Annotated in this window: 25 protein-coding genes; 10 read left to right on the forward strand and 15 right to left on the reverse strand. The window is 70.9% G+C overall.

Annotated elements, in window-relative coordinates; translation table 11 throughout:
• The first annotated feature begins 14 nt into the window (after positions 1–14).
• Positions 15–635 (forward strand): dephospho-CoA kinase, encoded by a 621-nt coding sequence (gene coaE / locus ABD340_RS07985; protein WP_344587944.1) that lies wholly within the window; start codon positions 15–17, stop codon positions 633–635.
• Between the two features lie 275 nt (positions 636–910).
• On the opposite strand, the gene ABD340_RS07990 is transcribed toward coaE, so the two are convergent.
• Positions 911–1,045 (reverse strand): hypothetical protein, encoded by a 135-nt coding sequence (locus tag ABD340_RS07990; protein WP_344587945.1) that lies wholly within the window; start codon positions 1,043–1,045, stop codon positions 911–913.
• 144 nt (positions 1,046–1,189) lie between these two features.
• On the opposite strand from ABD340_RS07990, the gene ABD340_RS07995 reads away from it, so the two are divergent.
• Entirely contained in the window at positions 1,190–1,882 is a 693-nt protein-coding gene (locus tag ABD340_RS07995; protein ID WP_344587946.1) for a hypothetical protein, read from the forward strand.
• On the opposite strand, the gene ABD340_RS08000 is transcribed toward ABD340_RS07995, so the two are convergent.
• On the reverse strand, positions 1,879–7,767 hold the full coding sequence (locus ABD340_RS08000; protein ID WP_344587947.1) for a WD40 domain-containing protein: 5,889 nt from the start codon (positions 7,765–7,767) through the stop codon (positions 1,879–1,881). The two genes, ABD340_RS07995 and ABD340_RS08000, sit on opposite strands and share 4 nt — an antisense overlap.
• Before the next feature lie 91 nt (positions 7,768–7,858).
• Between ABD340_RS08000 and ABD340_RS08005 the strand changes: the two genes are divergently transcribed.
• Complete coding sequence (locus ABD340_RS08005) at positions 7,859–9,091, forward strand: ArsB/NhaD family transporter (protein ID WP_344587948.1); 1,233 nt, start codon at positions 7,859–7,861, stop codon at positions 9,089–9,091.
• 30 nt (positions 9,092–9,121) lie between these two features.
• Here the strand turns inward: ABD340_RS08005 and ABD340_RS08010 are convergent, their stop codons facing one another.
• The 3 genes from ABD340_RS08010 to ABD340_RS08020 are packed head-to-tail and all read right to left on the reverse strand — an operon-like array spanning position 9,122 to position 11,808.
• Positions 9,122–10,027 carry an inositol monophosphatase family protein gene (locus ABD340_RS08010; RefSeq protein WP_344587949.1) on the reverse strand — a complete coding sequence of 302 codons (906 nt, stop codon included), beginning with the start codon at positions 10,025–10,027 and terminating at the stop codon, positions 9,122–9,124.
• Positions 10,024–10,761 (reverse strand): hypothetical protein, encoded by a 738-nt coding sequence (locus tag ABD340_RS08015; RefSeq protein WP_344587950.1) that lies wholly within the window; start codon positions 10,759–10,761, stop codon positions 10,024–10,026. Before ABD340_RS08015 ends, ABD340_RS08010 begins: the two co-directional genes overlap by 4 nt.
• Before the next feature lie 33 nt (positions 10,762–10,794).
• Positions 10,795–11,808 (reverse strand): hypothetical protein, encoded by a 1,014-nt coding sequence (locus ABD340_RS08020; RefSeq protein WP_344587951.1) that lies wholly within the window; start codon positions 11,806–11,808, stop codon positions 10,795–10,797.
• Positions 11,809–11,969: 161 nt separating this feature from the next.
• On the opposite strand from ABD340_RS08020, the gene ABD340_RS08025 reads away from it, so the two are divergent.
• Both ABD340_RS08025 and uvrB read left to right on the forward strand, forming a co-directional pair.
• Entirely contained in the window at positions 11,970–13,124 is a 1,155-nt protein-coding gene (locus ABD340_RS08025; RefSeq protein WP_344587953.1) for a sensor histidine kinase, read from the forward strand.
• Positions 13,125–13,256: 132 nt separating this feature from the next.
• Positions 13,257–15,374 carry an excinuclease ABC subunit UvrB gene (uvrB, locus tag ABD340_RS08030; protein WP_344587954.1) on the forward strand — a complete coding sequence of 706 codons (2,118 nt, stop codon included), beginning with the start codon at positions 13,257–13,259 and terminating at the stop codon, positions 15,372–15,374.
• A gap of 163 nt (positions 15,375–15,537) precedes the next feature.
• Here uvrB and ABD340_RS08035 read toward each other — a convergent pair whose 3' ends face one another.
• Both ABD340_RS08035 and ABD340_RS08040 read right to left on the reverse strand, forming a co-directional pair.
• Entirely contained in the window at positions 15,538–16,104 is a 567-nt protein-coding gene (locus ABD340_RS08035) for a TetR/AcrR family transcriptional regulator (protein ID WP_344587955.1), read from the reverse strand.
• Positions 16,104–16,529 carry a VOC family protein gene (locus ABD340_RS08040; protein ID WP_344587956.1) on the reverse strand — a complete coding sequence of 142 codons (426 nt, stop codon included), beginning with the start codon at positions 16,527–16,529 and terminating at the stop codon, positions 16,104–16,106. Before ABD340_RS08040 ends, ABD340_RS08035 begins: the two co-directional genes overlap by 1 nt.
• Positions 16,530–16,740: 211 nt before the next feature.
• Here ABD340_RS08040 and ABD340_RS08045 point away from each other — a divergent pair, with 211 nt between their 5' ends.
• Positions 16,741–17,649 carry a tetratricopeptide repeat protein gene (locus ABD340_RS08045; protein ID WP_344587957.1) on the forward strand — a complete coding sequence of 303 codons (909 nt, stop codon included), beginning with the start codon at positions 16,741–16,743 and terminating at the stop codon, positions 17,647–17,649.
• A gap of 11 nt (positions 17,650–17,660) precedes the next feature.
• Here ABD340_RS08045 and ABD340_RS08050 read toward each other — a convergent pair whose 3' ends face one another.
• Both ABD340_RS08050 and ABD340_RS08055 read right to left on the reverse strand, forming a co-directional pair.
• Complete coding sequence (locus ABD340_RS08050) at positions 17,661–17,939, reverse strand: hypothetical protein (protein WP_344587959.1); 279 nt, start codon at positions 17,937–17,939, stop codon at positions 17,661–17,663.
• Positions 17,918–18,274 carry a protein kinase domain-containing protein gene (locus tag ABD340_RS08055; RefSeq protein WP_344587960.1) on the reverse strand — a complete coding sequence of 119 codons (357 nt, stop codon included), beginning with the start codon at positions 18,272–18,274 and terminating at the stop codon, positions 17,918–17,920. Before ABD340_RS08055 ends, ABD340_RS08050 begins: the two co-directional genes overlap by 22 nt.
• A 99-nt stretch (positions 18,275–18,373) precedes the next feature.
• Here ABD340_RS08055 and ABD340_RS08060 point away from each other — a divergent pair, with 99 nt between their 5' ends.
• Positions 18,374–18,808 (forward strand): hypothetical protein, encoded by a 435-nt coding sequence (locus tag ABD340_RS08060; RefSeq protein WP_344587962.1) that lies wholly within the window; start codon positions 18,374–18,376, stop codon positions 18,806–18,808.
• 26 nt (positions 18,809–18,834) lie between these two features.
• On the opposite strand, the gene ABD340_RS08065 is transcribed toward ABD340_RS08060, so the two are convergent.
• Positions 18,835–19,845 (reverse strand): helix-turn-helix domain-containing protein, encoded by a 1,011-nt coding sequence (locus ABD340_RS08065; protein ID WP_344587963.1) that lies wholly within the window; start codon positions 19,843–19,845, stop codon positions 18,835–18,837.
• 71 nt (positions 19,846–19,916) lie between these two features.
• On the opposite strand from ABD340_RS08065, the gene ABD340_RS08070 reads away from it, so the two are divergent.
• Positions 19,917–20,375, forward strand: a complete 459-nt coding sequence (locus ABD340_RS08070) for a rhodanese-like domain-containing protein (RefSeq protein ID WP_344587964.1) — start codon at positions 19,917–19,919, stop codon at positions 20,373–20,375.
• 196 nt (positions 20,376–20,571) lie between these two features.
• Here ABD340_RS08070 and ABD340_RS08075 read toward each other — a convergent pair whose 3' ends face one another.
• From ABD340_RS08075 to ABD340_RS08090, 4 genes are all read right to left on the reverse strand, one after another.
• Positions 20,572–21,003, reverse strand: coding sequence for an SgcJ/EcaC family oxidoreductase (locus tag ABD340_RS08075; RefSeq protein ID WP_344587966.1), 432 nt, complete (start codon positions 21,001–21,003; stop codon positions 20,572–20,574).
• 104 nt (positions 21,004–21,107) lie between these two features.
• Complete coding sequence (locus ABD340_RS08080) at positions 21,108–21,830, reverse strand: hypothetical protein (RefSeq protein WP_344587967.1); 723 nt, start codon at positions 21,828–21,830, stop codon at positions 21,108–21,110.
• 75 nt (positions 21,831–21,905) lie between these two features.
• Complete coding sequence (locus ABD340_RS08085; RefSeq protein WP_344587968.1) at positions 21,906–22,100, reverse strand: DUF397 domain-containing protein; 195 nt, start codon at positions 22,098–22,100, stop codon at positions 21,906–21,908.
• Complete coding sequence (locus ABD340_RS08090; RefSeq protein ID WP_344587969.1) at positions 22,097–22,951, reverse strand: helix-turn-helix domain-containing protein; 855 nt, start codon at positions 22,949–22,951, stop codon at positions 22,097–22,099. The genes ABD340_RS08085 and ABD340_RS08090 overlap by 4 nt, the downstream gene beginning before the upstream one ends.
• 156 nt (positions 22,952–23,107) lie before the next feature.
• On the opposite strand from ABD340_RS08090, the gene ABD340_RS08095 reads away from it, so the two are divergent.
• Together ABD340_RS08095 and ABD340_RS08100 are read left to right on the forward strand one after the other, a co-directional pair.
• Positions 23,108–23,362 carry a hypothetical protein gene (locus tag ABD340_RS08095; protein ID WP_344587970.1) on the forward strand — a complete coding sequence of 85 codons (255 nt, stop codon included), beginning with the start codon at positions 23,108–23,110 and terminating at the stop codon, positions 23,360–23,362.
• Between the two features lie 74 nt (positions 23,363–23,436).
• Entirely contained in the window at positions 23,437–24,357 is a 921-nt protein-coding gene (locus ABD340_RS08100; RefSeq protein ID WP_344587971.1) for a GNAT family N-acetyltransferase, read from the forward strand.
• Between the two features lie 169 nt (positions 24,358–24,526).
• Here ABD340_RS08100 and ABD340_RS08105 read toward each other — a convergent pair whose 3' ends face one another.
• Positions 24,527–24,910 (reverse strand): peptidase inhibitor family I36 protein, encoded by a 384-nt coding sequence (locus ABD340_RS08105; protein ID WP_344587972.1) that lies wholly within the window; start codon positions 24,908–24,910, stop codon positions 24,527–24,529.
• Between the last annotated feature and the right edge of the window lie 238 nt (positions 24,911–25,148).

The raw sequence follows: 25,148 nt of genomic DNA on the forward strand, positions 1-25,148 counted from the left end.
CTACTGTTGTGCCCGTGCTGAAAGTGGGACTTACCGGTGGCATCGGGTCGGGCAAGAGCGAGGTGTCGTCGCGGCTGCGCGGGCACGGCGCCGTGGTCATCGACGCCGACCGGATCGCGCGCGAGGTGGTCGAGCCCGGGACGCCCGGCCTGGCCGCCGTCGTGGCCGAGTTCGGCGAGGAGGTCCTGCTGCCCGACGGCGGGCTGGACCGTCCCAAGGTCGGCTCGATCGTCTTCGCCGACCCCCAGCGGCTGACGGCGCTGAACGGGATCGTCCACCCGCTGGTGGGGGAGCGGACACGGGAGCTGATGGAGGCCGCGCCCGGGGACGCCGTCGTCGTCTTCGACGTGCCGCTGCTGGCCGAGAACGGCCTGGGCGAGATGTACGACGTGGTCGTGGTCGTGGACGCCCCGGTCGAGACCCAGCTGGAGCGGCTGACGTCCCGGCGCGGCATGACCGAGGAGGACGCCCGCTCCCGGATCGCCGCCCAGGCGTCCCGCGCGGACCGCCGCGCGATCGCCGACCGCGTCATCGACAACTCCGGCTCCCTGGACGACCTGAAGTCCCAGGTCGACACCCTTTGGGAAGACCTCACCCACCGCGCCGAAACCGCTGAAGCAACACCAGAGCGGTAAACAGGACGTCGATCCCGCCGAACTGCGCGGCGGCGTCCTTGAGCGCCTGGGTGAGCGCGTCGCGGTCGAGCACGTCCGCGGGGAACGCGGCGGCGGTGATGCCCTCGGCGGTGAGCCGGCCGGCGAGGCCGTCGAGTTTGGCGCGGTTGCGGGAGATCAGAGCGAGTCGAAGCCGTGCGAGCCGAAGGTGCGGGCAATGGCCAGGCCCAGCTGGGGGCCGGCTCCGACGATGGCGATGCTGGTCACAGCGATCCTTTCGTGGCCGGTGGGGCCGGTCAGGCGGTGGTGGCGACGGTGACCGCGATCTTGCCGAGGGTGCCGGCGCCCGCGGCGCCCAGGTCGAACCCGTTGACCGACGACGCGGCCACCTTCACCAGCAGCTCACCTGCCTGCGGTACGGGAGGCTTCACCTCGGTCACCTCGACGGTGGGTCCGCGGCGAGCATGGGCGTGTCGGGGATGATGGTGGTTTGAGGGCGAGACTGCGTGGAGGTCGGGATGCGGGTGGCTTGGGCTACCGAGTTGGGAGATCCTCGGCGGGGGAACGAGGACTTCGTGGCGGCGGCGCCGGGAGCCGTTGTGGTCCTGGACGGGTGCGGGCTGCCGCTGGGGACCGATCTCGGCTGCGCGCACGGCACCGCCTGGTACGCCCGCTCGCTCGGCACGCGGCTGCTCTCAAGGCTCGTGGACGGCCTGGGAGACGCGCCCCAGGCCCGACCCCCGGTCGGGCCCCCGGAAGGCGTGCACCGGCCGGATGAGCGGCCTCTGGTGGGGCGCCTGGCGGGGGCCATCGCGGATGTGGCGGCGTCGCATCGGGCGACGTGCGATCTGGGGTACCGGACGACGCCCGCCGCGACCGTGCTGGCGCTGCGGGTGCGCGGCGATCTCGTCGACTACCTCGTCCTGGCCGACTCGACGCTGCTGCTGGACGGCCCAGACGGGCTTCAAGAGATCACTGGCGGCCCGTACTACGCCGCGGCGGATCCGGGTGCGGCGCAGTACGCGATCACCGGCACGGTGCCGCTGGACGGCCTGCGGGGCGCCTATCTGATGACCGACGGCGCGACCCGGCTGGCCGACCTGTTCGGACTGGCCGACTGGCGCGGGCTGGCGCAGACGGTCGAGAAGCAGGGGCCGACCGCGCTGATCGCCCGTACGCGGGAGGCCGAGCGCACCGACCCGCGGGCCATGCGCTGGCCGCGGAGCAAGCCGCACGACGACGCGACCGTCGCCCACTGCGTGTTCTAGAAATCGGCGTCCAGGGGGATCTGGCGCACATCCTGTAGGTGGGCGTCCAGTTCGCCTGGCTCGAAGCGGCACATTCCTATGGCGTACCAGAATTCCCCTGCCGTGTTCCCCTCCCGCTTGTATCGGCCTTCGGGGGAGATGGCGGCCCACCCTTCGGAGAGGCCGAGAAGGGTCGCGCGATGGGTCGGGGCGGTCTGCCCATTGACGTTCCAGAGGACGACCGTTCCATCGTCGCCGGCGCTTGCGAGCAGTGTCCCGTCCGGGCTGAACTCCACAGACCAGACCCGCCGTGTGTGGCCGGGCAGGGTGTGCAGGTGGTGGCCCGTGCGGGCGTTCCACAGCCGGACGACCAGGTCGTCGCCCGCCGTGGCGAGCAGGGTGCCGTCCGGGCTGAACGCGCACGTCCACAGGCGCCCGGCATGGCGCGTGAGGGAGTGCAGGGTGGTGCCGGAGGAGACGTCCCACAAGCGGGCGGTGCCGTCGTTGCTCGCGCTGGCCAGGACGTCGCCGGAAGGGGCGAACGTCACCCGGTACACCCGGTCGGTGTGGCCGCGCAGTTCGCTGTGCAACGTGCCGTTCCGGGCGTCCCAGATGCGTACCAGGCCGTCGTCGCAGCCGGTGGCGACCCGGCCGCCGTCGGGGCTGAAGTCGATGGAGCGGACCCGGCCGCGGTGGTCGGCGAGATTGACGATCTCGCGGCCGGTGGTCCAGTACCACAGCCGCACGCTGTCGTCGTCGTTGGCGGTGGCCAGCACGTCCCCGTCCGGGCTGAATGCCTGCGCCCACACGTGGTCGGTCTCGACGTTCAGCTCGCGTTCGAACGTGCCGGTGCCGGCCTGCCACAGGTGCACGCCGCCGTCGTTGGTGGCGGTGGCGAGCTGGGCCCCGGCGGGGTTGAACGCGGCGGAGGTGAGGTTGTCGGCGACGCCGCGCAGCTCGCGCACCAGGCGGCCGGTGCGCGGCTCCCAGAGGCGGACGAGGCCGTCGTTGCCGCTGGTGGCCAGCAGGCCGCCCTCGGGGCTGAAGACCGCGCAGGTGGCTCGCCTGCCGTGGCCGCGCAGGACGGTGCGGCACTGCCCGGTCTCGGCGTCCCACAGCCGGGCGGTGCCGTCGTTGCTGCTGGTGGCCAGCTGGGCGCCGTCGGGGCGGAAGGCGAACGGCCACACCGCGCCGCGGTGCCCGGCCAGCTCCAGCCGCTGCCGTCCCGTCCCGGGGTCCCACAGCCGTACCGCGCCGGCGCTGTCGGCGGTGGCCAGGCGGCCGCCGTCGGGGCTGAAGGACGCCTGGTAGATGGCGCCGCCGTGGCCCGGCAGGGTCAGCTTGTGGCGCGCGTCCTCCCACAGCCGGACGGAGCCGTCGGTGTCGCCGGTGACCATCAGGCGGCCTTCGGGGTGGAAGGCGATGGCGTAGACGCGTCCGGTGTGGCCGAGCAGCTCTTCGCGGATCTCGCCCGTGCGGATGTCCCACAGCCGTACGACGCCCGCCTCGTCGCCGGCCGCCAGGAACGATCCGTCAGGGTGGAACACGGCGCGGAACACCGCGCCGCTGTGCCCGGTTAGGGTGCGGTGCAGGTCGCCGGTCGTCAGGTCCCATACGCGTAGCGTTCCGCTCGCGTCGCCCGTCACCATGAGGGACGCGCCAGGGTCGAAGACCGCCGTGTACACGGGGGCGGTGTGGCCGGCCAGTTCGTGGCGCAGGTCGCCGGTCGCGGAGTCCCAGATGCGGATCGTGCCGTCCGCCGCCCCTGCCGCGATGAGGGGATCGGGGCCCGGCCCCACGACGACGGGCCAGACGCCTTCGGGGTGGACGGTGAGCGTGTGCGCGCTGCGTCCCGTAGCCAGATCCCACAGGCGGACCGTTCCGTCCGCGGCGCCTGTGGCGAGCATGTTGCCCCGTGCGTCGAACGCCACCGCGTAGGCGCGGTCGCGGTGGCCTTGGAGCGTCCGTAGGGGAGTGCCGGTGACGGCGTCGCAGATGATGACGCCGCCGTCCTCGCCTCCGACCGCCAGGACCGACCCGCCGGGGCTGTAGGCGAGCGGCTGGGGGAGTCTGCTGGTCTGGAAATGGAACCCGTACGGTACGCCGATGGCCGCTGGGGTCACCTGGATGTCGATCGGGCGTCCCGGGGCGATGGCGGCCTCGCGCAGCTCCGGGGCGTGGGCGATGCGGTCGGGGAGCGTGGCGGCGATGAGCGCGGCCCTCGTCCAGCGGCTCCCTTCCAGTTCGGCGTCCCGCAGGTCGGCGCGGGCCAGCCGGGCCCGGGACAGGTCGGCGCCGCGCAGGTCGGCGCCCGTCAGCCGCGCCTCGTCCAGCCGCGCCCCCGCCAGCGAGGCGTCGCGCAGCACAGCCCGCGACAGGTTGGCGCCGACCAGTTGCGCGTCGGTGAGGTCGGCGCCGGTGAGGTCGACCTCTTGCAGGTCGCGGTAGGACAGGTCCTCGCCCTGCAGCCGGGCGCCGCGCAGGTCGGTGCGCGCGGGCGTGCGCAACCGGGTCGTGATCTTGATGGCGTTGGCGCGGGCGACGTCGTCGGCCGCCGGATCGGCCAGCACCTGCGCGACCCACTCCTGGCAGGCCCGGGTGTCGGCCAGGTCGCACAGGAAGTCGACGGTGAGCTGGGACAGCGCGCGATGGGTCAGCGGCCCCGGAGTGCGGCCCTCGGCGAACTGCGCGGCGATGTGCCGTGCCACCAGCCACTCCATCACCGAGCCGTGGATGAACCCGAACAGACCGTCTTCGGTACGGACCAGCAGGCTCCCCGCGCCCATCGCATGCGTCACCTGGTGCGACGACATGCGCCCGTCGGCGAGGTCGCTCAGCGTGCCGGCGACGTCGGCGAGCTCGGCCAGCCTCAGGTACTCCTCGTTGCTCTCCCACAGGCGTAGCGCGAGAGTACCGACCGCCTTCCACATGTCGTCGGCCGTCAGGCCGGAGGGCCCGCCCGTACTGCGGACGCGTTCGGCCTCATAGGCGAGCCAGGACGACAGGATCTCCTCGTAGAGGTCGGCCGGGCTCACCGTCGCGCGCGCTTGAGCGACGGCCCGCAGACGCTCCTCGGGCAGGTCGGCGATGAAACTGAGCATCCGCGGATTACTGGTCAGGCCCAGCAGTTCCCCGATGCTCTCCAGCGCGCGCAACCGCTCCTCGGCGGCCTCCTCGTTCCCGTACCGGCCGACCAGGTACGAACGCACCTGCGACGGCGTGAAGTCCTCCAGGCCCAGGACGCGGCGGTGCGGGAGCACGCCCACCTTCTCGCCCAGCGCCGTCAGCACCTGCGCCTGGGACTTGAAGTGCTGCGTACGGCTGGCCACCACGATCTTCGCCTTGTCCTGCGCCGCCTGCAGCAGCGTGTCCAGGTGGTCGGCCGCCTGGTCGTAGGTGACCCGGGTGACCAGCTCGTCGAACCCGTCGAACAGCAGCACGATGCGGCCCTGCCGCAGCATGTAGTGGAACGCCTTGAGGTCGATCAGCTCTTCGCCGTGGTTGGCCAGGTGCGCGGCGACCAGCCCGTCCACCGAGTGCGCCTTGTCGAGCGCGCGCAGCTCGATGAGGATGGGGATGACGTGCGGCAGCTCGGCCGGGATGCGGCGGGCCAGCTCCCGCAGGGCGAACGTCTTGCCGCGCCCGAAGTCGCCCAACAGCAGCAGGAAGCGCCCATGGTCGGCGGCCAGCAGGCGCAGCATCTTGCCGACGACGTCCTCGTGCACGTCCGAGTCCTGGGGCGTTTCAGGCTCGCCGGACTCGTCCAAGGGACCGGGTTCGTCGCCGGGGGAGCGGGGGGCGGTCATGCGGTCCAGCTCCCGGAACCGCTGCGGGACGTAGAGCGAAGGCGGGTACAGGCCCCCGGCGGCCATGCGCGAGGTCTGGCTCGCCACGTATTCCGACAGGTCGAGAAGGCCCTGGAACTCGGTGAGGCTGCGCACCCGTATGCCGCGGCGCAGTGCGTCCTCGCGCAGTGAACGGGCCGGGGGCGGGCCCAGGTAGACCAGCTCCGAGCCGTAGTCGGCGCCGTCGGCGTGAACGTGCCGTACGAAGGCGTCCACATCGGCCTCCGTCACCTGCCCCACGTGCGCGCCTATGCGGTACTGGCGCACGAACCCGTCCTCCATATGGGCGAGCAGGAGGTGCGGTGGATCGGCGTCGATACGGCGGATGTTGGCCTTTTCGAAACGGGTCTCGCACGCTTCGGAAATACGGTCGAGAAGGCGCTCCGTGGGATCCGGCGCGGGATCGACCGGACCGCCCCCGTTCCCGGAAGGGCCTTCCCCCAGCTCGGGGGTCGGCCCTACGGGGCGTTCCGGCTCGGTTTCCTGCGGTGGGGCCGGGAACGTGCCAATGGCCTTCGTCCAGGTCGCGTCCAGCCGTTCGGGCCCGCGCCGCGCCGCGTCCTGCGCGGTCCACCGTTCCAGGCCGTCGCGCTTCAGGACGAGCACCTGGTGCCTGCCCGCCCCCAGAGCGGGCACCGACGGCACTCCGGACGGCATCAGCGGGATCGCGCCGAATTCCGACTCCGTCCCTTGGAAGAACAGGTTGACATGCCCTCCGAGAAGGGAGTCCACGGTGTCGGCATCACGCAGCACCCCCGGCTCCCCGGGAATGAGGCCGTGCTCCAGCGCCCCCAGCCGCAGCCAGCCTTCGCCCTCGAAATGGCGCAGCCGTTCGGTGAACCATGCGGCCTGGGCTTGGCCTACCTGCCCGTACCGGTCCTCAGGGCGATGCGACTGCGGCAAGGTCGAGTTGAACCCCGCCACCACCACCTTCAGGTCCGGGACGGGGAAGAGCGTCCACGGCTGGGCGCTGTCGAAGATGAGCGAGTCCAGGCCCTGGTAGAACTCCTTGAACAGCCCCGAGAAATGCCGCCACTTGGGCCAGTACGGGGGCTGGGGGTCGATGTCGTCGGCCTCGCAACTGGAGAAGTACGCCTGGCACGCGGCACGGGTCACGTCATGGGTGCCGGGCACGACCACGACACGCTGCGCCTCCAACCCCAGCAGCGCGCGCAGGTTCGTCAGGAACGACAGGGCCTCGGTGAACTCCTTGCGGCTTCCCGAATGCGTCAGGTTGCCCGTGACCACCAGCAGCTCCGGCCGGGGCACGCCCGCGTCCGCCAGAAGCGTCACCTCGCTCCAGATGCGGTTCTGCAACTCCGTGGCGGTGGTGGGCTCGTCCGGCTCGGCGAGCGTACGGCCGAAGCGCGGCCCCGACACGTGCAGCACGCTCAGCGTCTCGCGCGGCCCCTCCCCAGCACCCGCCCCTGCGGGGAAGGCCGGCGCCACCACAGGCGCACGGCGCACAGGACGCTCCCCGGTGGGCTCGGGCAGCCGTGCTGAACGCTCCCCATCATGGGCAGGGTCGTCGACCTGCTCGACCCGTCCGGGCAACGCGGGCCGCCTGGTGGATGACCCGCCCCCGCCGGGGAAACCCGGACCGTGCGACGGTCGCGCGTGCCCTGCGAGCGCATCCTCGATGCGCCGCATCAGCAGCGCGCGCGCTTGGTCGGCGTCCTCGATCCCCACCAGGTCGACGTAGGTGATGGTGGACAGGAGCCCGTCGATGTCGCAGTCCTCGACCCTGACCGTGACCAGCTTGTTGGCGGGGTCGTCCGGGTCGGCCCGCAGCGCCGCCATCCACTCCAGGCGGCCGTACCGCGAACGCAGGTAGTTGCGCGACAGCACCGCCACCACGACCTTGGCTTCCGACAGCCCGCGGTCCATGAAGTCGATGAAGTTCGTCCCCGCCACGAAATCCCAGGCCTGCATCATCGTCCGGTGCCCCGCGGCCTCCAACTGCCAGGCGATCCACGACGCCCAGCGCTCGTCGGCCGGCGAGTAGCTGATGAAGAGGTCGGTCGGGCGCTCCTGCCTGAGGGGGTCACCGGGGGGAGTCATACGCCTTAGTATCGCGCTCCCCGGGTCATCCTTGTGGGGACGACTCCCACGCCCCGGACGGCGCGTCGGGCGGCGCGCGGGCTGTGGGATCATGGCGCGCGTGGTAGCGATCGGCCAGACCCTCCGCCGGCTGTATCTCGCCGCGGGCGTGCTGGACTGGATCCGCGTCGGGCTCCTGCTCCTCGGCCTGCTCTTCGTCGCCTCCGGGGCGCTGCCCGCGCACGAGGCCGAGGCCAGCGTCCGGCGGATCGGGCCGATGCTGGTCTTCCTGTTCGCCGTCATCGTGCTGGCCGAGCTGACCAAAGAGGCCGGCGTCTTCGACGTCATCGCCGAACGGGTGGCGCGCGCCGGGCGCGGCGGCTACGGCGCTCTGTTCCTGCTCTGCGTGGCCTTCGCGTCCCTCACGACCGTCTTTCTCAACCTCGACACCACCGCGGTGCTGCTGACCCCCGTCATGCTCGCCCTGGCGGCACGCACCGGTATCGCGGCTCTGCCGCTCGCCATGACGACCGTGTGGCTGGCCAACACCGCGAGCCTCCTGCTGCCGGTGTCCAACCTGACCAACCTCCTGGCCTCCGACCGCGTGGCACTGGAGACACCCGCGTTCGCCGAACGGATGTGGGCGCCGCATCTGGCCTCCCTGGCCGTCACAATGGCGCTGCTATGGGTCTTCTACTGGCGGCGTGGCGCGCGTGGGGCCGACCGGTACGAGCCGCCCGCGCCTACGCCGATCCAAGACCCGGTGTTGTTCGCCGCGACGGGTTTGGCCTGCCTGGTGTTCATCGGGGCCGTCCTGGCAGGGGCTGAGACGGGTTGGGAAATCGCCATAGCGGCAAGCGTCTCGGCCGTCATCGCAGTGGTCGCCTTCGCCGTGCGCGACTCCTCCCATCTGCGGCCCACGCTCATCCCCTGGCAACTGCTGGTCTTCGTCACCGGGCTGTTCCTGGTGGTGCCGACGTTGAGCCGGTACGGGCTCGACACGGTGATGCGCGGGCTCATCGGAGGCGAGGACGGTACGGGAGGAGCGTTCCGCGCCGTCTTCTCCGGGGCCGGCCTGTCCAACGTGCTCAACAACCTTCCCGCCTACGTGGCGGGGGAGGCCGTGGTCCCCACCGGCAACCACGACCAGCTCCTGGCACTTCTCATCGGTACCAACGTGGGACCGGTCATCACCCCGTGGGGGTCGCTGGCCACGCTGCTGTGGTTCGAGTGGTGCCGCCGCAGGAACGTGCCCGTGCCCATGCGCAGGTTCGTCCTCACCGGGGCCGTTCTGGGCGTGCTGGGATGCGTCGCCTCGACCGGAGCCCTGCTCCTCACAGGTTGACGCCCGGGTGCCCCTCGACAGGCCGTGCGGCTACCAGGCGACGCGCAGTACGCCTTCTGGGCCCGCCTCCCGGGCCAGGCGCGACGCTTTTCCGGTCGTTTCCAGGAGGGTGTCCAAGAACGCCGGACGGGCGGCGACGAAGCTGAGCTCGTCGGGGGAACGGTCGATCCCCGGTTCGTAGGGGGAGCCGTCGAGCGCCCGCAACTCCGCCCCAGCCTCCGCCGCAAGGATCGCACCGGCGGGAAGGTCCACCACCTCCGGCCGGTAGCCGACGATGCCGTCGATATCGCCTCGCGCCAGCATCACCCACGCCACCAGTGGCGCCCACAACTGCAGCAGGCGCCCGCTACTGGCCTCCAGCATCGACCTAAGGGGAAAGGCCACCGGGTCACAGCGGCCCACCTTGTGCCCCTGCGTCCACGCGAACACGGGGTTCTCCTTGCGGCCGGGGCGGATCCGCCCGTTCAGCGCCAACGGGGCACCGGACGGGTCCTGCGCGCCCTCGTCCCGGATCGCCGACCACGTCCGCCCGCTCACCGGGTCGTGCACGACGCCCAGTACCGGGACCGAGCCGGCGCACAACGCCAGGCCCACCGCGTACACCGGCATCCCGATCGCGACGTTGTTGGTGCCGTCCAGAGGGTCCACCAGCCACACCAGGCCGCCGTCACCGCCGTCGCCCTCGCCCGCGGTCACGCCGGACTCCTCGGCGATGACCCGGTGCCCGGGATAGGACTCCCGCAGGCGGCGCAGGATCAGCGACTCGGCGGCCACGTCCAGATCGGTCACCACGTCCCCGGCCGGATCCTTCAGCCGCACGTCCAACGGCCCGTCCATGCGAGCGCGCAGCAGCGCTCCGGCCTCCTCGGCGGCTCGCACCGCCACCCGCCGCGCGGCGGACAGATCGACCGCGGCCGCCGGGGTGCGCGGGCTCATCGGGGACGCTCCGGCCGGCACCCCGCGAGCGTATCCGGATCCGCCGCGCCGCCCGGGTCGGGCAGGACGCGGTGGGCGGCTTCGAGACGGCGGGCCGAGCGCCGCGCCGCCTTCGCCGCCTCATCGGGATCGCAGCGCATCCTGCGGATCTGGTGCGAGGGGGCGTCCAACGGGCCCAGCGACAGGTTGCCGCCGTTCTCGTCCTGCCGTCCCAGCGCCACCGTCGCCGCGTCCGGGCCGCCCGCGATGCAGGTGCTGTGGAACACCCCCGCGGGCAGCGTGTAGACGGCCCCGGTGCCGTGCGCGCCGACGTCGCCCGGCGCGTAGCTGACCGTGCGAGCGGTGGCCTTCAACTCGTCCACCTCACCTCTGCTGACGACCTCGAAGACCCTGTGCGTGGCGCCGTCCGCCCCGGACGGGGGGACATCGGCCACACGCGCGCGGGTGTTGCGCACCTCGCCGTACAACACGAAGCTCACCAGCTCCCAGCTATGGCAGTGCACCCCGGAGGTCGTCGCCGCGACCGGCTCCACCTCCGGGGACCAGATGTGCAGGCAGACGCCCAGTTCGCCGGTCCGTTCCACCGGCAGGCACAGGAAACCCAAAGGATGCCGCACCGCGTCCACGGACACGCGGCCCTCGGCGATGCCGCCGAGCACCCGCCGCGCCCACCGCGGAACGGTCGTCGCCGCCGTGCCCGCGGCGATCTCCCCGTAGATGTCGGCGTAACGCATGTCCCGCCATCCGTCGTCGGCTCGGTCGTCGGCTTATTCGTAGGGGTCCTTGGCGCGCAGCGCCTTGCGGATGATCTCGATCACGTCCCGGTCGGTGTACTCGGACGCCAGCTCGATCCTGATCACATCGAAGAGCTTGCGCACCTCCTCCACGGTCGGCTCGTCGTCCAGCGGCGCCAGCCGGGCCTGCTCCACCGGCACCCGCCGCGCCTGGTCCAGGCTGGTCTGCAGCTCCGCGCTGACCCAGCCGTAGTAGAACTTGCCGCTGTCGACCACCAGCGCCTCGCCGCGCGGGTCGTCGCGGGTCACCACCACCCGGGACGCCGACAGGTCGTACCGCAGCGTCGTCATCGTCCGGGACAGGCCGATGTCGATGTCGAGCATCCCGAACCGCTGCTTGTGCCAGCATGCCGCGAGGATGGTCGCGTACGCCTCCTTGCGGGTGCGCTCCAGCGTCCACGGCTCGCCCGTGGCGTCCGTGCCCTCGGCCACCGACCGCCTGTGCCGCGCATAGTCCTCGCACACGGTCACGTTGGCGGGATCGATGATCTCCATGCGGAACAGCAGGGTGCGCCTCTCCCGGCGCGCCGCGGCCACGCACTCGGGCAGCGTCTTGGCCCTGATGTAGGTCCCGGTCCCTCCTTTGAAGAACCAGCGGTCGGTGCTGCGCCGGGCCTCCGCCAACACCTGCGCCACCTGCGCGCCGCCGATGACCTGCACGACCGAGGTCTCCTCCAGCGCGCGCTTGGTGTCGGCCACCACGCCCTCGAAGGAGTCGATCCGTTCCACCTTCTCGCTCAGCCCGTCCAGCGTGGCCGACGACGACCGCAGCGTGTCCCTGATCTCGTTCTCGACCGGCGTCCTGCGCGCCCGGTCGCGCAGCACCGAGGTGGCGAGCAGGCCCACCACCGCCAGCACCGCACTGTTGGTGATCTCGTCCTCGTTGGGGAGCTGGACGCCCAGGCCCAGCGCGGCGGCCACGATGGCCAGGACCAGGGCGATGACGGCGTCGGCGTTCTTCCCGGCCCAGGTGGCGAAGCGGGTCATCGTAGGCGTAATCCCCGTCCTTGTCGGCGTCGTCATCGTAACCAGCGTGCGTGCGAGGGGCCACCTTACGGGAAGGGCCTCCATCCCCTTGCGCGCAAGGGTTCGCGCCCTTTGGTGACGGCCCGTCATGGAGATCCCTACCAGCGCTATAAGCTCAGTCCATGACCGTGCGGGGCTGGTGGTCGGCACTGTGGCCGACACGACGCTCGCGTGCCCTTGACATCTCCCTGGCCCTCTGCCTGGGCGCGTCCGACGCCATCTGGCTGTACTTCGTGCCACAGGATTTCTACCTGCCGCCATGGGAGGTCTCGGCCGCCAGCGCCGTCCTCGGCCTTGCCCTCATCGTCCGGCGCCGCCACCCCGTGGGCCTGGCCCTTTTCGGGATCGTCTTCAGCGCGGTCACGGGCGGCGGGGGTTTCGCGGCGCTGGTCCAGCTCTATTCGCTGGGCGCCTATGCCGCGTCACGGCGGACGGTCATCACGCTCGCCCTTGCCGGCTACGCCGTGTTCCTCATCGCCCCGGGTCCCACGGCGTCGGAGGAGTCGCTCATTTTGCAAGCGACCGTGGGGTTCGCGTTCACCGCGCCCCCGGTGCTGCTGGGCCTCTACATGGGCACCCGCAAGCAGTTGTTCGCCTCACTGCAGGAACGTGCCGAACGCCTGGAGCGCGAACAGCACCTCCTGGCCGAGCGGGCACGCGCGGAGGAACGCACCCGGATCGCCCGCGAGATGCACGACGTCGTGGCCAACCGGGTCAGCGTCATGGTCGTCCACGCCGGTGCCCTGAAGGCCATCGCCGTCCGCGACCCGGCCCGCGCCGCGGAGACCGCCGCCGTCATCGGCGACATGGGCCGGCAGGCGCTGGAGGAGCTCCGCCAGGTCATCGGCGTGCTGCGGCAGGGCGAGGAGGCGCTGCCGCAGAGCTCGCCCACCCTGTCGGAGATCCGCGAGCTGATCGGGCAGTCCAGCGCGGCGGGGCTCAGCGTGGACCTGTCGGTCGAGGGCGAGGAGCTGCCGATGCCCGCCACCGTCGGCCGCACCCTGTACCGGCTGGTTCAGGAGGCGCTGACCAACGTCCACAAGCACGCCGGGGACGCCGACACCGCGATCGCGCTGAGCCTGGTCCCCGAGGCCGTCGAGGTCGTGATCCGCAATGAGCCGCCCCGTGGCGCCCCCGGGCACGGGCTGCCCAGCGGGGGGAACGGCCTGCTCGGGCTGCGTGAGCGGGTCACCGGCCTGGGCGGCACCTTCGAGGCCGGGCCGCATCCCCACGGAGGCTTCGCCGTCCGCGCCCGGCTGCCGCTGCCCGCCACCTGACCCGCAAGATCGGCCCCGGACCCGGCTGACCTGCGGAAATAAAGGGACGGCCGAGATTGTCACTACCCCTGCATACAGTGGGGGAAGCGGGTCGTCCCGGACCCGCCGGTTCGAGCAGGGAAGAGGCGAGGGATGCGGCCGATCACGGATCTACGGCGCCGGGTGGCGCCGTTCGAGGTGGTCACCGAGATGACGCCGTCCGGTGACCAGCCGCAGGCCATCGCCGAGCTGGGCGAGCGGATCGGCCGCGGCGACAAGGACGCGGTGCTGCTGGGCGCCACCGGCACCGGCAAGACCGCCACGATCGCCTGGCTGGTGGAGAAGCTGCAGCGGCCCGTGCTGGTCATGCAGCCGAACAAGACGCTGGCCGCCCAGTTCGCCAACGAGCTGCGCGAGATGATGCCGGCCAACGCCGTCGAGTACTTCGTCTCCTACTACGACTACTACCAGCCCGAGGCCTACATCCCGCAGACCGACACCTACATCGAGAAGGACTCCTCGATCAACGACGAGGTCGACCGGTTGCGGCACTCGGCCACCAACTCGCTGCTGACCCGCCGCGACACCGTCGTGGTCGCCTCCGTCTCCTGCATCTACGGCCTGGGCACCCCGCAGGAGTACGTCGACCGCATGGTCCAGCTGCGCGTCGGCCAGGAGATCGAACGCGACGAGCTGCTCCGGCAGCTGGTCGGCATGCAGTACACCCGCAACGACCTGGCCTTCACCCGCGGCACCTTCCGGGTCCGCGGCGACACCGTGGAGATCATCCCGCAGTACGAGGAGCTCGCCGTCCGGATCGAGATGTTCGGCGACGAGATCGAGAAGCTGGCCACCCTGCACCCGCTCACCGGCGAGGTGATCACCGAGGACGAGGAGCTCTACGTCTTCCCCGCCTCCCACTACGTCGCCGGCCCCGAGCGGATGGAGCGGGCGATCCGCGGCATCGAGGCCGAACTGGAGGAGACCCTCGCCACCATGGAGGCGCGGGGCAAGCTGCTGGAGGCGCAGCGGCTGCGCATGCGCACCACCTACGACATCGAGATGATGCGCCAGGTCGGCACCTGCTCGGGCATCGAGAACTACTCGCGCCACATCGACGGCCGCGAGGCCGGGTCGGCGCCCAACACCCTCCTGGACTTCTTCCCCGAGGACTTCCTGCTGGTCATCGACGAGTCGCACCAGACCGTCCCGCAGATCGGCGCGATGTACGAGGGCGACGCCTCCCGGAAGCGGATGCTGGTCGAGCACGGCTTCCGGCTCCCCTCGGCGATCGACAACCGCCCGCTGAAGTGGGAGGAGTTCCTGGAGCGCATCGGCCAGTCGGTCTACCTGTCGGCCACGCCCGGGAACTACGAGCTGAACCGGGTCGGCGGCGACGTCGTCGAGCAGGTCATCCGCCCCACCGGCCTGGTCGACCCGGAGATCGTCGTCAAGTCCACCAAGGGCCAGATCGACGACCTCATCCACGAGATCCGGCTGCGCACCGAGAAGGACGAGCGGGTCCTGGTCACCACCCTCACCAAGAAGATGGCCGAGGACCTCACCGACTACCTGCTGGAGCTGGGCATCCAGGTCCGCTACCTGCACAGCGAGGTCGACACGCTGCGCCGCATCGAGCTGCTGCGCGAGCTGCGGGCCGGCGAGTTCGACGTGCTGGTCGGCATCAACCTGCTGCGCGAGGGCCTCGACCTGCCCGAGGTGTCCCTGGTCGCCATCCTCGACGCCGACAAGGAGGGCTTCCTGCGCTCGGAGACCTCCCTGATCCAGACCATCGGCCGCGCCGCCCGCAACGTCTCCGGCCAGGTCCACATGTACGCCGACAGGGTGACGCCGTCCATGGAGCGGGCGATCGAGGAGACCAACCGCCGCCGCGCCAAGCAGGTCGCCTACAACACCGAGCACGGCATCGAGCCCACGGCGCTGCGCAAGCGGATCGCCGACATCCTCGACTCCCTGGCCCGCGAGGACGCCGACACCGAGACCCTGATCGGCGGCGCCGGCCGCCAGCAGAGCCGCGGCAAGGCCCCCGTCCCCGGCCTGGCCTCCCGCACGAGGGAAGCCGGCCGGCACGCCGCCGACCTGGTCGGCGAACGCCCCCGCGAGGAGATGGAGGCCCTGATCGAGCAGATGACCGACCAGATGCACCAGGCCGCCACCGACCTCCAGTTCGAACTCGCCGCCCGCCTCCGCGACGAGATCAAGGAACTCAAACGCGAACTGAGAGACATGAAGGAAGCCGGCGTCCGCTGACGAAGAGCCGCCTGCGGACCGGCCGCGCCGTCCCCCGGGACCGGTGCCAGGAGCCGTCGCGGTGGCGGTCATCCGGTGCGGCCGGGTCGCCGAACCGGCCCTGCCGGCCGACCGCGGAGGGAAGCAGCCGCTCCCGCCGCGCCCTCCCGAATCGGCCTGTGAGTCAGGTGCGCAGGCCGGCGAGGACGGCGTCCACGCACTGCTCCGCGAGCCGCCGCGTCAGCGGCAGATGGCCGAAGAGGACCCGGTAGTACAGCGGGGCCGCCAGCGCGTCGAGGACGAAGTCCATGTCGAAGTCCGCGCGGATCTCGCCGCGGCCGGCGGCCGCGCGCAGCGTGGCGGCGGTGGTGGCGCGCCTGGGGTGGAACACCTGGTCCAGGAACCGTTCCGACAGTTCGGGGTCGGCGGCCAGATCCGCCACCAGCGCCGGCAGGACGCGGCCCAGCGGCGTCCCGGCCAGCGAGTCCACGACCGTCGTGATGCCCGTGACCAGGTCCGCGCGCAGGTCGCCGGTGTCGGGGGTCGGGTCCAGCCCGAGCCTGGCGGCCACCGCGTCGACCACCAGGTGCCGCTTGGACGGCCAGCGCCGGTACACCGCCGGCCGGTGCACCCCGGCGCGCTGGGCGACGGCGCCCATCGACAGCGCGGCGTAGCCGGTCTCGCCGAGCAGTTCGACGGTGGCGTCCAGCACCGCGCGGTCGATGCGCGCGTCCCGGGTGCGTCCGGGCATCAGAAGACCGGCTTGGGTACCAGCACGACGCGCCAGCCGTCGGGATCGGCGAAGGTCAGGGCGCCGTTCGCGGCCCAGTAGGGGTTCTCCGCCGGGACCGGTTCGTGGCCGGCCGCCGCGAGCCGTTCCACCGTGTCGTACATGCGTGCCTCGCCGGCGAAGTACAGCACCAGCAGGTTGTCGTCGGTCGGGGCCGGGCACGGGCTGCCGTCCTCGTGCGAGGTGAACTCCAGGTGGTGGTCCGTGCCGGGCAGGCCGAGCATCACGCCGTCGTAACCGGCGTGGCCGCTGAAGCGGTAGAGCTCGGGCAGGCCCAGCGTGTCCCGGTAGAAGGCGACCACTTCGTCCAGTTTGTCGGTGGGCCGTGCGACCCGTACCTGGGTGACCGCGAGGCCGTCCGGCCACGCGTCCGTCTTCGTTGTCATGACCATAACGGTACACTATGTACCGAAACAAGGGCCCGTGGGGCGGCCCGGATCAAGCCACCCCACGGAAGACGGGCTCCGGTCCTACCGGGGGCCCAGCGGGGCCTCGTCGCTGTGACTGTCACGAGCCCCGCTCGGGTTCCGTGGACCGGACCTCCATGATCGTCCGGGCCTGTTACGTTGAGCGCCGGTATGTCGGCGATGGGAAGGCATGGCGGTGGTGAGGGACGAGGCGGTCCGCAGCGATGCCGTGGAGCAGGCCGGCGAGCTGATGCGGGAGGGCCGGCGCGACGACGCGCGCCGCGAACTGGTGGACGCGTTCGGGTCCGAACTCGTGGCCGACTTCGCGCTCGCCGGGCTGGGGTCGGCCTTCCCCGCGTTCACCGCGGCGCTGGAACGGTTCGGCCCGGACGAGCACGAGGCGGCGGGCAACCTCGGCCTGTGGCTCCACTACCGGCACGCGGAAGCCGGCGACGAGGTCACCGCCCAGGTGATCCTGGAACTGCTCATCGAGCACGGCCATCCGGACGTCGCGGCGCGGGCGATGGTCCCCAGGGCGGTGCACTTCGCCCGGTTCGGGGACCACGAGCGCGCCGAAGACCTGTTCACCCGCGCGATGGACTCCGGCGACGCCGCGTGCTTCGCCCTCGCGGGCTTCTGCATGGGCGAACGCCGTGAGGAGCGCGGCGACGAGGACGGCGCGATCGCCGTGTACCGGCGGGTCCTGGACGCCGGGGACGGGCAGGTGCTGGCCGGCGCCGGTGGACGCCTGGGCGACCTGCTGGCCGACCGCGGCGACGCCGAGGGCGCGCGGGCCGCCTACGAGAGGGCGGCGCTGATCGACCATCCCGACGGCGGCCAGGCGGCCATCTGGCTGATGCAGATGCTGCTGGGGGACCTGAGCGAGGACGAGGTCCGCGCCGCGACCGAGGCGGCGCACCGGACGATCGCCACCTCGCCCAGGCCGGAGGCGGTGGCGTTCGCGTGCAACCTCATCGGCATGGCGGCCAAGGACGCCGGCGACGCCGACGAGGCCCGGCGCTGGCTGAGCCGCGCGGCGGACATGGACCAGCCGATCTCCGAGTTCGCGTCCGAGGCACTGGCCGAACTCCCGCACTGACCTCCGGCCGCTCACGGCGCCTTCAGGCAGGTCGCGCGGTAGTCGAGCGTCGGCAGGGTCGCCTTCCACTCCTGCCGGCTCAGCCCGCCGCAGGTGGTCTGGCACAGCGCCGCGGCCGTCAGCGCCGGGGCGAGTTCGTGTGTGAGGACGTTCCTGCCGTCGGCGGCGCTGTGCAAGGTCCTGCCGCCGGGTCGCCGGGGGAGCGTCCGCAGATCCCAGACGGTGCGCGCCTCGCGGTTGCCCGCCAGCAGCAGGTTCCCGGACGGGCTCAGGTCGATCCCGTCGAACACCGTGGGGCTGTCGCCGGGCTTCCCGATGGGGAGGCGGCCGCGCTCCTTTCCGGCCGCCGTGTCCCGGGAGAGCAGACGTCCGGCTCGGTGTTCAGCACCGCGTGCATCACCTTCGGCAGCGCGTCGCCGCCGAACGGCGCGCGGCCGGCCGCCGCGAACAGGACGGTCGCGCCCCAGGCCCAGATGTCGACCGCGCTCCCGGGGCTGTGCCCGCGGAACACCTCCGGCGCCATGTACCGCGGCGTCCCCTTGATGCCGGTCGCGCTCTGTGACGCGCGACAGTGTGACCGACATAACCGGAGTCGGCAGTGGTCATGCCGCTCGCTCTCGACCATCCGGAAGCCGGGTATGTTCGCCCCCGCGCAGTCCAACGGACGTAACCGGGCGAACGTGGGGGACGGATGGCAGGCGATCGGACCGTTACAGCCGCTGAGGTGCAGGCACGCTGGCGTGCCCGGCAGGCACCGGACGGCGACCTGGTCCTTCTCGGCGACGGCTCCCTGTCCGTGATGGAACTCCAGGTCTACGCAGACCTCGCGCGGTGGGACTGGTGGGAGATCGTCCGGGCGGAGCAGTGGACACCGGCGAACTGGCTCGACGTAGATGTCGCTCTGGCCTCGTGCGATCAGAACGGAAGCCGGGCCCTCGCGGGCGAGTCGTCCGCCCACGGAAGTATCGGCTGGGTGGCACTGACCAGGCTGGACGGCGAGGACACGCTGGAGTGGCTCGCGATCTCACGACATTCCAACCCCTTCTCGTCCGTCGAGCTCGACGACACGACCGTGACCGCGACCAGCACCGCCGGCCAGATCTGGCGCTTCCCGCGCGCCGCGCCCGAACGGGTGAGGATCACCGGGGACCCGGGCTGATAGGGCGCTGAGCGGGTGCCCGCGGGTCAGCCGCCCGGCTCCGGCGGCGGGTTGAAAGAGCCGCCGGGTTCGTCGGCGAATGCGCGGCGGTATCCCGACGGTGTCGTCCGCATCGCACGTACGAAGTGGGAGCGGTAGGTGATCGGGCTGGCGAACCCGACGGTGCGGGCGATCTCCTCGATCGGAGTGGAGGTCTTCTCCAGCAGGGGCAGGCTGGCCTGGATCCGCTGGGCGATCAGCCAGCGGGTCGGGCTGGTGCCGGTGCAGCGTGCGAAGTGACGCAGGAAGGTGCGGGCGGACATGTGCGCGCGGCGGGCGAGGATCTCGACCGTGAGCTCATCTCGCAGGTTGGCCAGCGCCCAGGTCATCGTCCGGGTGATCCGGTCGTCGTCGAGGTCGTGCGGCACCGGGGCTTCGATGAACTGCGCCTGGCCGCCTTCGCGGTGGGGTGGGATGACCAGCCGCCTTGCCACCGCGTTGGCGATGCTCGGCCCGTGGTCGCGGCGTACGAGGTGCAGGCACAGGTCGAGGCCGGCCGCGCTTCCCGCGCTGGTGAGGACCTCTCCGTCGTCGATGTAGAGGACGTCGGGGTTCACCCGCACGAGCGGGTAACGCCGCCGCAGCAGGTCGGCGTGCTGCCAGTGGGTCGTCGCCGGGCGATGGTCCAGCAGGCCGGCGGCGGCCAGCGCGAACGCCCCCGAGCAGATGGACACGATCCGGGCACCCTGGTCGTGCGCCAGGCGGAGGGCGGCGATGAGTTCGGGGGAGCACTCCCCGCGTACGTCGCTCACACCGGGGACGATCACGGTCTGCGCGGCGGCGAACTCCTCCAGGCCGTGCTCGGAGTGGACGGCGGCGCCGCCGATGATGCGTACTGGGCCGGGCCGTTCGGCGCAGACCGTCAGGTGGTACCACGGCACGTCGAGTTCGGGCCTCGGCAGCCCGAACACCTCGGTGACGATCCCGGTCTCGAACGGCGACATGCCCTCATAGGCGAGCACCGCGACCGTCGACCCGGGCTTCGGGAGGACCTGCATGGCGGGATCCTATCGATAGGCGACGTCCACGCCACTTTGGGCTGTCGCGGCGGTCAACGACCATCATCGGCATGTCACGAGTTTCCTCCACCGCTCCGGCTTCGCCCGACGAGGCCGTCCGGCACTTCGCCGCGCGCCTGGCCTTCGAGACCGATGTGTCCGACGTGCACGCCGACCTGCAGGACGAGGTGCCCGGCCTGGTCGTCGTCGACTCCCGCAGCGACGAATCCTGGGAACAGGGCCATCTGCCCGGCGCATTTCACCTGCCGACCGCCCTCGTCACCGAGCGGGCCCACCTCGTCGTCCCCCGGGCCGCCACCGTCGTGACCTATTGCTGGGGCCCGGCGTGCAACGGCGCGACCCGGGCCGCGCTGGCCTTCGCCCAGCTCGGTTACCGGGTGAAAGAGATGATCGGTGGCTATGAGTACTGGGTGCGGGAGGGGTTCGCGGTGCAGACTCCCGGCGGGCGTGCCAGCACGCCCGCCGACCCGCTCACCACCCCGGTCTCCACAGCGGCCTGCGGCTGCTGAACCGGTGGGTTGCAACACCGGCCACCGCTGATCCCGTCCGGCCGGGATCGCCGCCCGCGACGACGCGGGCGGCGAGCCCGGCGATCGCGTTCGCCGGCCGGTGGGCCTGGTCGGTCACCGTGTGCGGTCGCTGTCCGGATCGGCGTTGTCCGGCGCCTCCCCGAAGGGCGCAGGACCGGCCGGCGGCCGGGTGTCATCAGGCGGACGGGGCCTCGATGGCGGTGTTCTGACCGGCCACGATCTTCCAGCCGTCCATGTGCTTGGCGATCACGTAGAGCGCCGCCCCGCGGGTGTCCTCGACGGGATCGCCCGAGCCGTCGGTGGGGGTCTGCGCCACGTTCACAGCGATCACGTCGGGCGCGATTTCCAGCAGCTTGACGATGTCGTAGCGCGCGTACGACTCGCGCAGGAGACCCTTCATCGCCGGGGCGCTGAACTCTGCGATCGCCTCGCGGCCGTCCAGGCGTGTGCCCATGGCGTTCGACCACGAGGTCTTCTGGGCGAACTGCTCGCTCAGGGCGATGGGGTCCTTGGTATTGAACGCCTTCTCCAGCGCCTTCACCACGCCGGTCGCCGCCGCCTGCGTCTCCGGCGAAATGTCTCCCACCACCAAGATCTCGTTCGTCATGACCGTGCCTTTCGCAGCACCGGAGTCCGTCCGGGGCGACGGTGATCGCCGCCATCGGCCACTCAACATCCTCAACTTAGCTTGAGGTCAAGCAAAGTCATTGGTCACCGTGTGGCATGGCGTCCGACCTGGTCCATCCCGTGATCTTCCAGCGGTGGGAGAGCGGGGCGGAAGTGGTCGGCGACGATGTCGGCGACGGCGGCGGCGTCGAGGGTCCCGTCGACCTCGATCACGCGGATGCCGAGGCGTCGCGCGGAGCGGACGGCGTCGTCGGCGACGAGGCGGTCTCGTTCGAGCCGGTTGTGCTGCGCCCGCGCGGGATCGCTGACGTCATGCCCGACGGCGGCGGCCCGGGCGAGCTCGCGAAGTTGCCGCGCGCGGAACGCCTCGGTGGGAACCATGACGACGATCTGCCGGAGCGACCCGGCGATGGGCGCGACCAACTCGGGGCGCAGCCCCCAGCCTTCGGCGATGATCGGGCGCCCGGAGAACATGGCGCGCAGGTCGTCCAGGGCCCACTCGAACCGGACCGGGAAGCCCGCCAGCGTTTCGGCGGCCATGTCCTGCGGGGTGGTGTTCACCCAGGTGACATCGGGATCCGGATCCGCGGGAGGTTGACCGAGTCTGATGCGGCGAGCGATCCGGCGATCGTTGTGGCCCCGGGCGTCGTGGTAGTCGTAGCGGTAGGCGGTCAGCCCGTATCGGAGTGCCAGCAGCTGGGACACGGTGGACTTGCCGGCCCACTGCCCTCCGCCGATCCACAGAGCCCGGCGAAGCGTCCCGAACGGATCCCACACCTCGCCACTGCCGGTGTCGCCCTTGGCCACAGGTCTCCTTCTCGGCTGGGTCAGGTCGTCCGCCGGTGGATCGTCCGGAGGGCGTGCAGCGAGGCCACGTCCTGGTCAGGTGTTCTTGATACTGCTCAGGAGCGATCGCCACGTGGTTGACGGGAGCGTGAGAGTGGGGCCGTTGGGGTCCTTGGAGTCCCGTATGGCGACCGTGTCAGCCAGGCCGGCCGCTTCGACGCACTCGCCTGCTTGGCTGTTGCTGCGGCTGCTCTTACGCCACTTCGGGGCGAACTTGGTCGACTCGCTCATAGGTCCGAGACTATGCGCTGGACCAGCTTCTGGGAGTCCAATTCGCCGAGTGCGGCCGCACTGAGGCGACGGAAGCTCGCGCGGTACGCGGCGATGATTGACTCCTCCTCCATAAACCAGCTCCCGGTCAGATGATCGATGAGCACGGTGCTGAGCACTGCTGGGCGGCCGATATCCAAGATCTGGAAGGACGTGACGTCACCGGGGTCGCTTTCGACATCGAATGGCAGTACTTGCAGCGATATGTCATCCCGCCGGGACTGCTCGATGAGCTTGACCAGTTGTTCTTGCATCACCTGCCTCCGACCGCGTTTCCGTCGTAGCGCGGCTTCGTCGATGACGACATGGAGCCGGGGGGTCCGAGTTCGGTCGAGTATCTGCTGCCGGGCCATGCGATAGACCACGAAGCGTTCCGCTTGGGCTGGGTTGTTTTCCACTTGTCCAGCGTGCATTACGACACGAGCGTAGTCCTCGGTCTGGAGTAGGCCGGGGATGAAACCCATCTCGTAGGCGTCCAGGTGCGTTGCATTGGACTCTAGTGAGGCGTAGTCGCGGGCGGCGGGGGAGATGGTGTCTTTGAATTCTTCCCACCAGCCTAGCTGTTGCTGCTGTTCGGCGAGGGTCATCAGGGCGGCGCGGGTGTCGGGGGCGACGTCGTACACGTCCAGGATGTGTTTGAGGTCGCGCAGTCTGAGCTGCTGAATGCCTTTCTCGATCAGGCTGAGGGATGAGCCCGATCGTTCCATGCTTCGGCCTGCGGCGTTGAGGGTGAGGCCCGCGTCCTCGCGGATCTGCCTCAGGACACGGCCGATCTTGCGGCGGCGGGCGGTCGAGGGGAGCGGTTTCGCCATGTGATCAGACTGTCACGGTGTGCAGTCAAGGGGCTACGGAGTTCCGGGAGGTCTCGAAATCCAGTTACTGGACGTCGCGGGTAAAGCTGAACGTGTTGCCATAGGCGCGGAGCGTGATGAATCTGGCCGGTGACATCAGGACCGAAAGGGGATGTGATGGCGCCGAGCGAGATGCGGTACGCGCTCCTGGCCGGGCTGGCGTGGCGATTGTGGACGGGCTCGCTGGGCTGCCGGCTGGAGTTCCCGAAATGCGCCGAGCCGGTGCTGTACGTGCGGTGCGGGGACGGGCGGTGGGAGCCGGTCGTCGCCGTGGATTGCGGGCACGCGTGGCTGCTGGTGTGGCGGGGCGCGGAGGTTGACGCGGCGGCGCTGGACGAGGCCGCGCGGGTGATCGCGGTGGCTGCGGCATGACCGAGCGGAGCGAGGACATGAGCGCAGCTCTTGCCGGGGGGTGTGGGGGGTCGTCCCCCCAACAGGTGGCGAGCATGAACCGGACGCAGGTCGGGATCACGCTGCCAGGGCTCGAGAGTTCCGCTGGTCGGGTGCGGGGGTTCGTGCGGGATGTGCTCGGGGCAGGGCATCCATTGCTGGACGACGTCCGGACGTGCGTGAACGAGGCGTTCACCAACGCGGTCGAGCACACGGCGTCGGGGCGGGGCGGACGGGTTCGCGTGAGCGTCGTGGACGGGGGCGGGGTGGTCGTCGCGGAGGTGGTCGACGACGGGGCCGGCGGAGAGCGGCCTCGGTTGCGCGACGATCCGCTGGCGGAGGACGGGCGGGGCATGCGGATCATCGACGCGCTGGCCCTGGACTGGGGTGTGCGCGCCGACGGTGATCGCAGTGTGGTGTGGATGCGCTTTATCGGCTCGGCGGACGGGACGGGGCGGTCGTACGATCGCGGAATGGACCTGGAACCGCGTCTTGCCCGTCCCGAGGACTGGCCTCCGCTGCCGGGCATCGAGCAGTCGGCCGACGCCATGTTCGCGCCGCTGGGGATCGTGTTCCCGCCCGGGCCGATGGTGATCGAGACGATGATCGAGAAGCGGGCGGAGGTCCTGGTCGCCGGGGATCCGCCGCTGGGGTTCGCGGCCGTCGAGGAGGTGGACGGCGCGGTTCACCTGGAGCAGATCAGCGTGCATGTCGACCATGTGCGGAAGGGCATCGGGGGCAGGCTGCTCAAGGAGGTCCTCCGGCGTGCCGCGGAGGCGGGGGCGCCCGGGGTGTCGCTGCTGACGTTCCGGGACGTGCCGTGGAACGGCCCCTGGTACGCCGGGCACGGTTTCGAGGAGCTCCCGCAGGAGCGTTGGGGGCCAGGGCTGCGGGCCCACTGGGACGCCGAGGTCAAAGCCGGTCTGCACGAGCTTGGGCCGCGTCTGGTCATGTGGCGGGCTGATCGGAACTTCTAGCGCGGCAGTCACCTCGGGTCTGCCGCAACGTGCGTTCCAGTGCGCCTCGGCGATGTGGCCTCGGGGACCGGACAGAATGATCATTCTGTCCGGTCGGCCTCTCCACTGTGGCTTGCCGTGGCTTCAAGAGCTCTGAGCCGGTGTTCGTGGTCGTGCCACCAGCGGCCGCTCAGCAGCCGGTGTTGTGGATCCCGTAGCTTTCCGCCTCGTTGTCGTAGCCGTTCAACTGAAGGTTCGGCCTCTGGCTTGCACTGCCGGACTTCTGGATGGAGTGCGTTCGGCCCGTCCACCCGTCGTTGGCGTGGAGCACAATGCATTTGCCCGTGTTGTTGATCACGGATGAGATCTCGTTGTCGCCGTTGAACCCGTCGATTTCGTAGCGGCCGTTCTGGTTCGGCTGTTCGACGTACAGGGACCCGGAATAGTTGGGGTCTTCCCACATGCAGACGTAGCCGCTTCGGCAGCTGGCGGCCTGCGCGGGAGGCGCGCTCAAGCCGAGCGCGAGCACGGTCAGCCCACCGGTGACGGCGAGAGCCTTGTGGAGTCGTCGCATACTTCCTCCTGATCTGGACGAGCCCTCCGCGATGAGGGCGAGCACGGCACAGTCAAACGGTGGCCGACTTCAGATCAGCCTCAGATCGGCTTCCCCGCTGGTCATACCGGTCGGCCGGTCTGTGAAGCAGGAACCGCCGGGACTCCGCGAGGCCCGACCAGAGATCCCTCTGGTCGGAATCCCCCGGCCTTAGCCGCGGGAGGAAATCTACTAGGGTTGCTCCGGGCGGCGCGGTCGA

The organism is Actinomadura vinacea (assembly GCF_039532545.1).
Lineage (GTDB): Bacteria > Actinomycetota > Actinomycetes > Streptosporangiales > Streptosporangiaceae > Spirillospora > Spirillospora vinacea.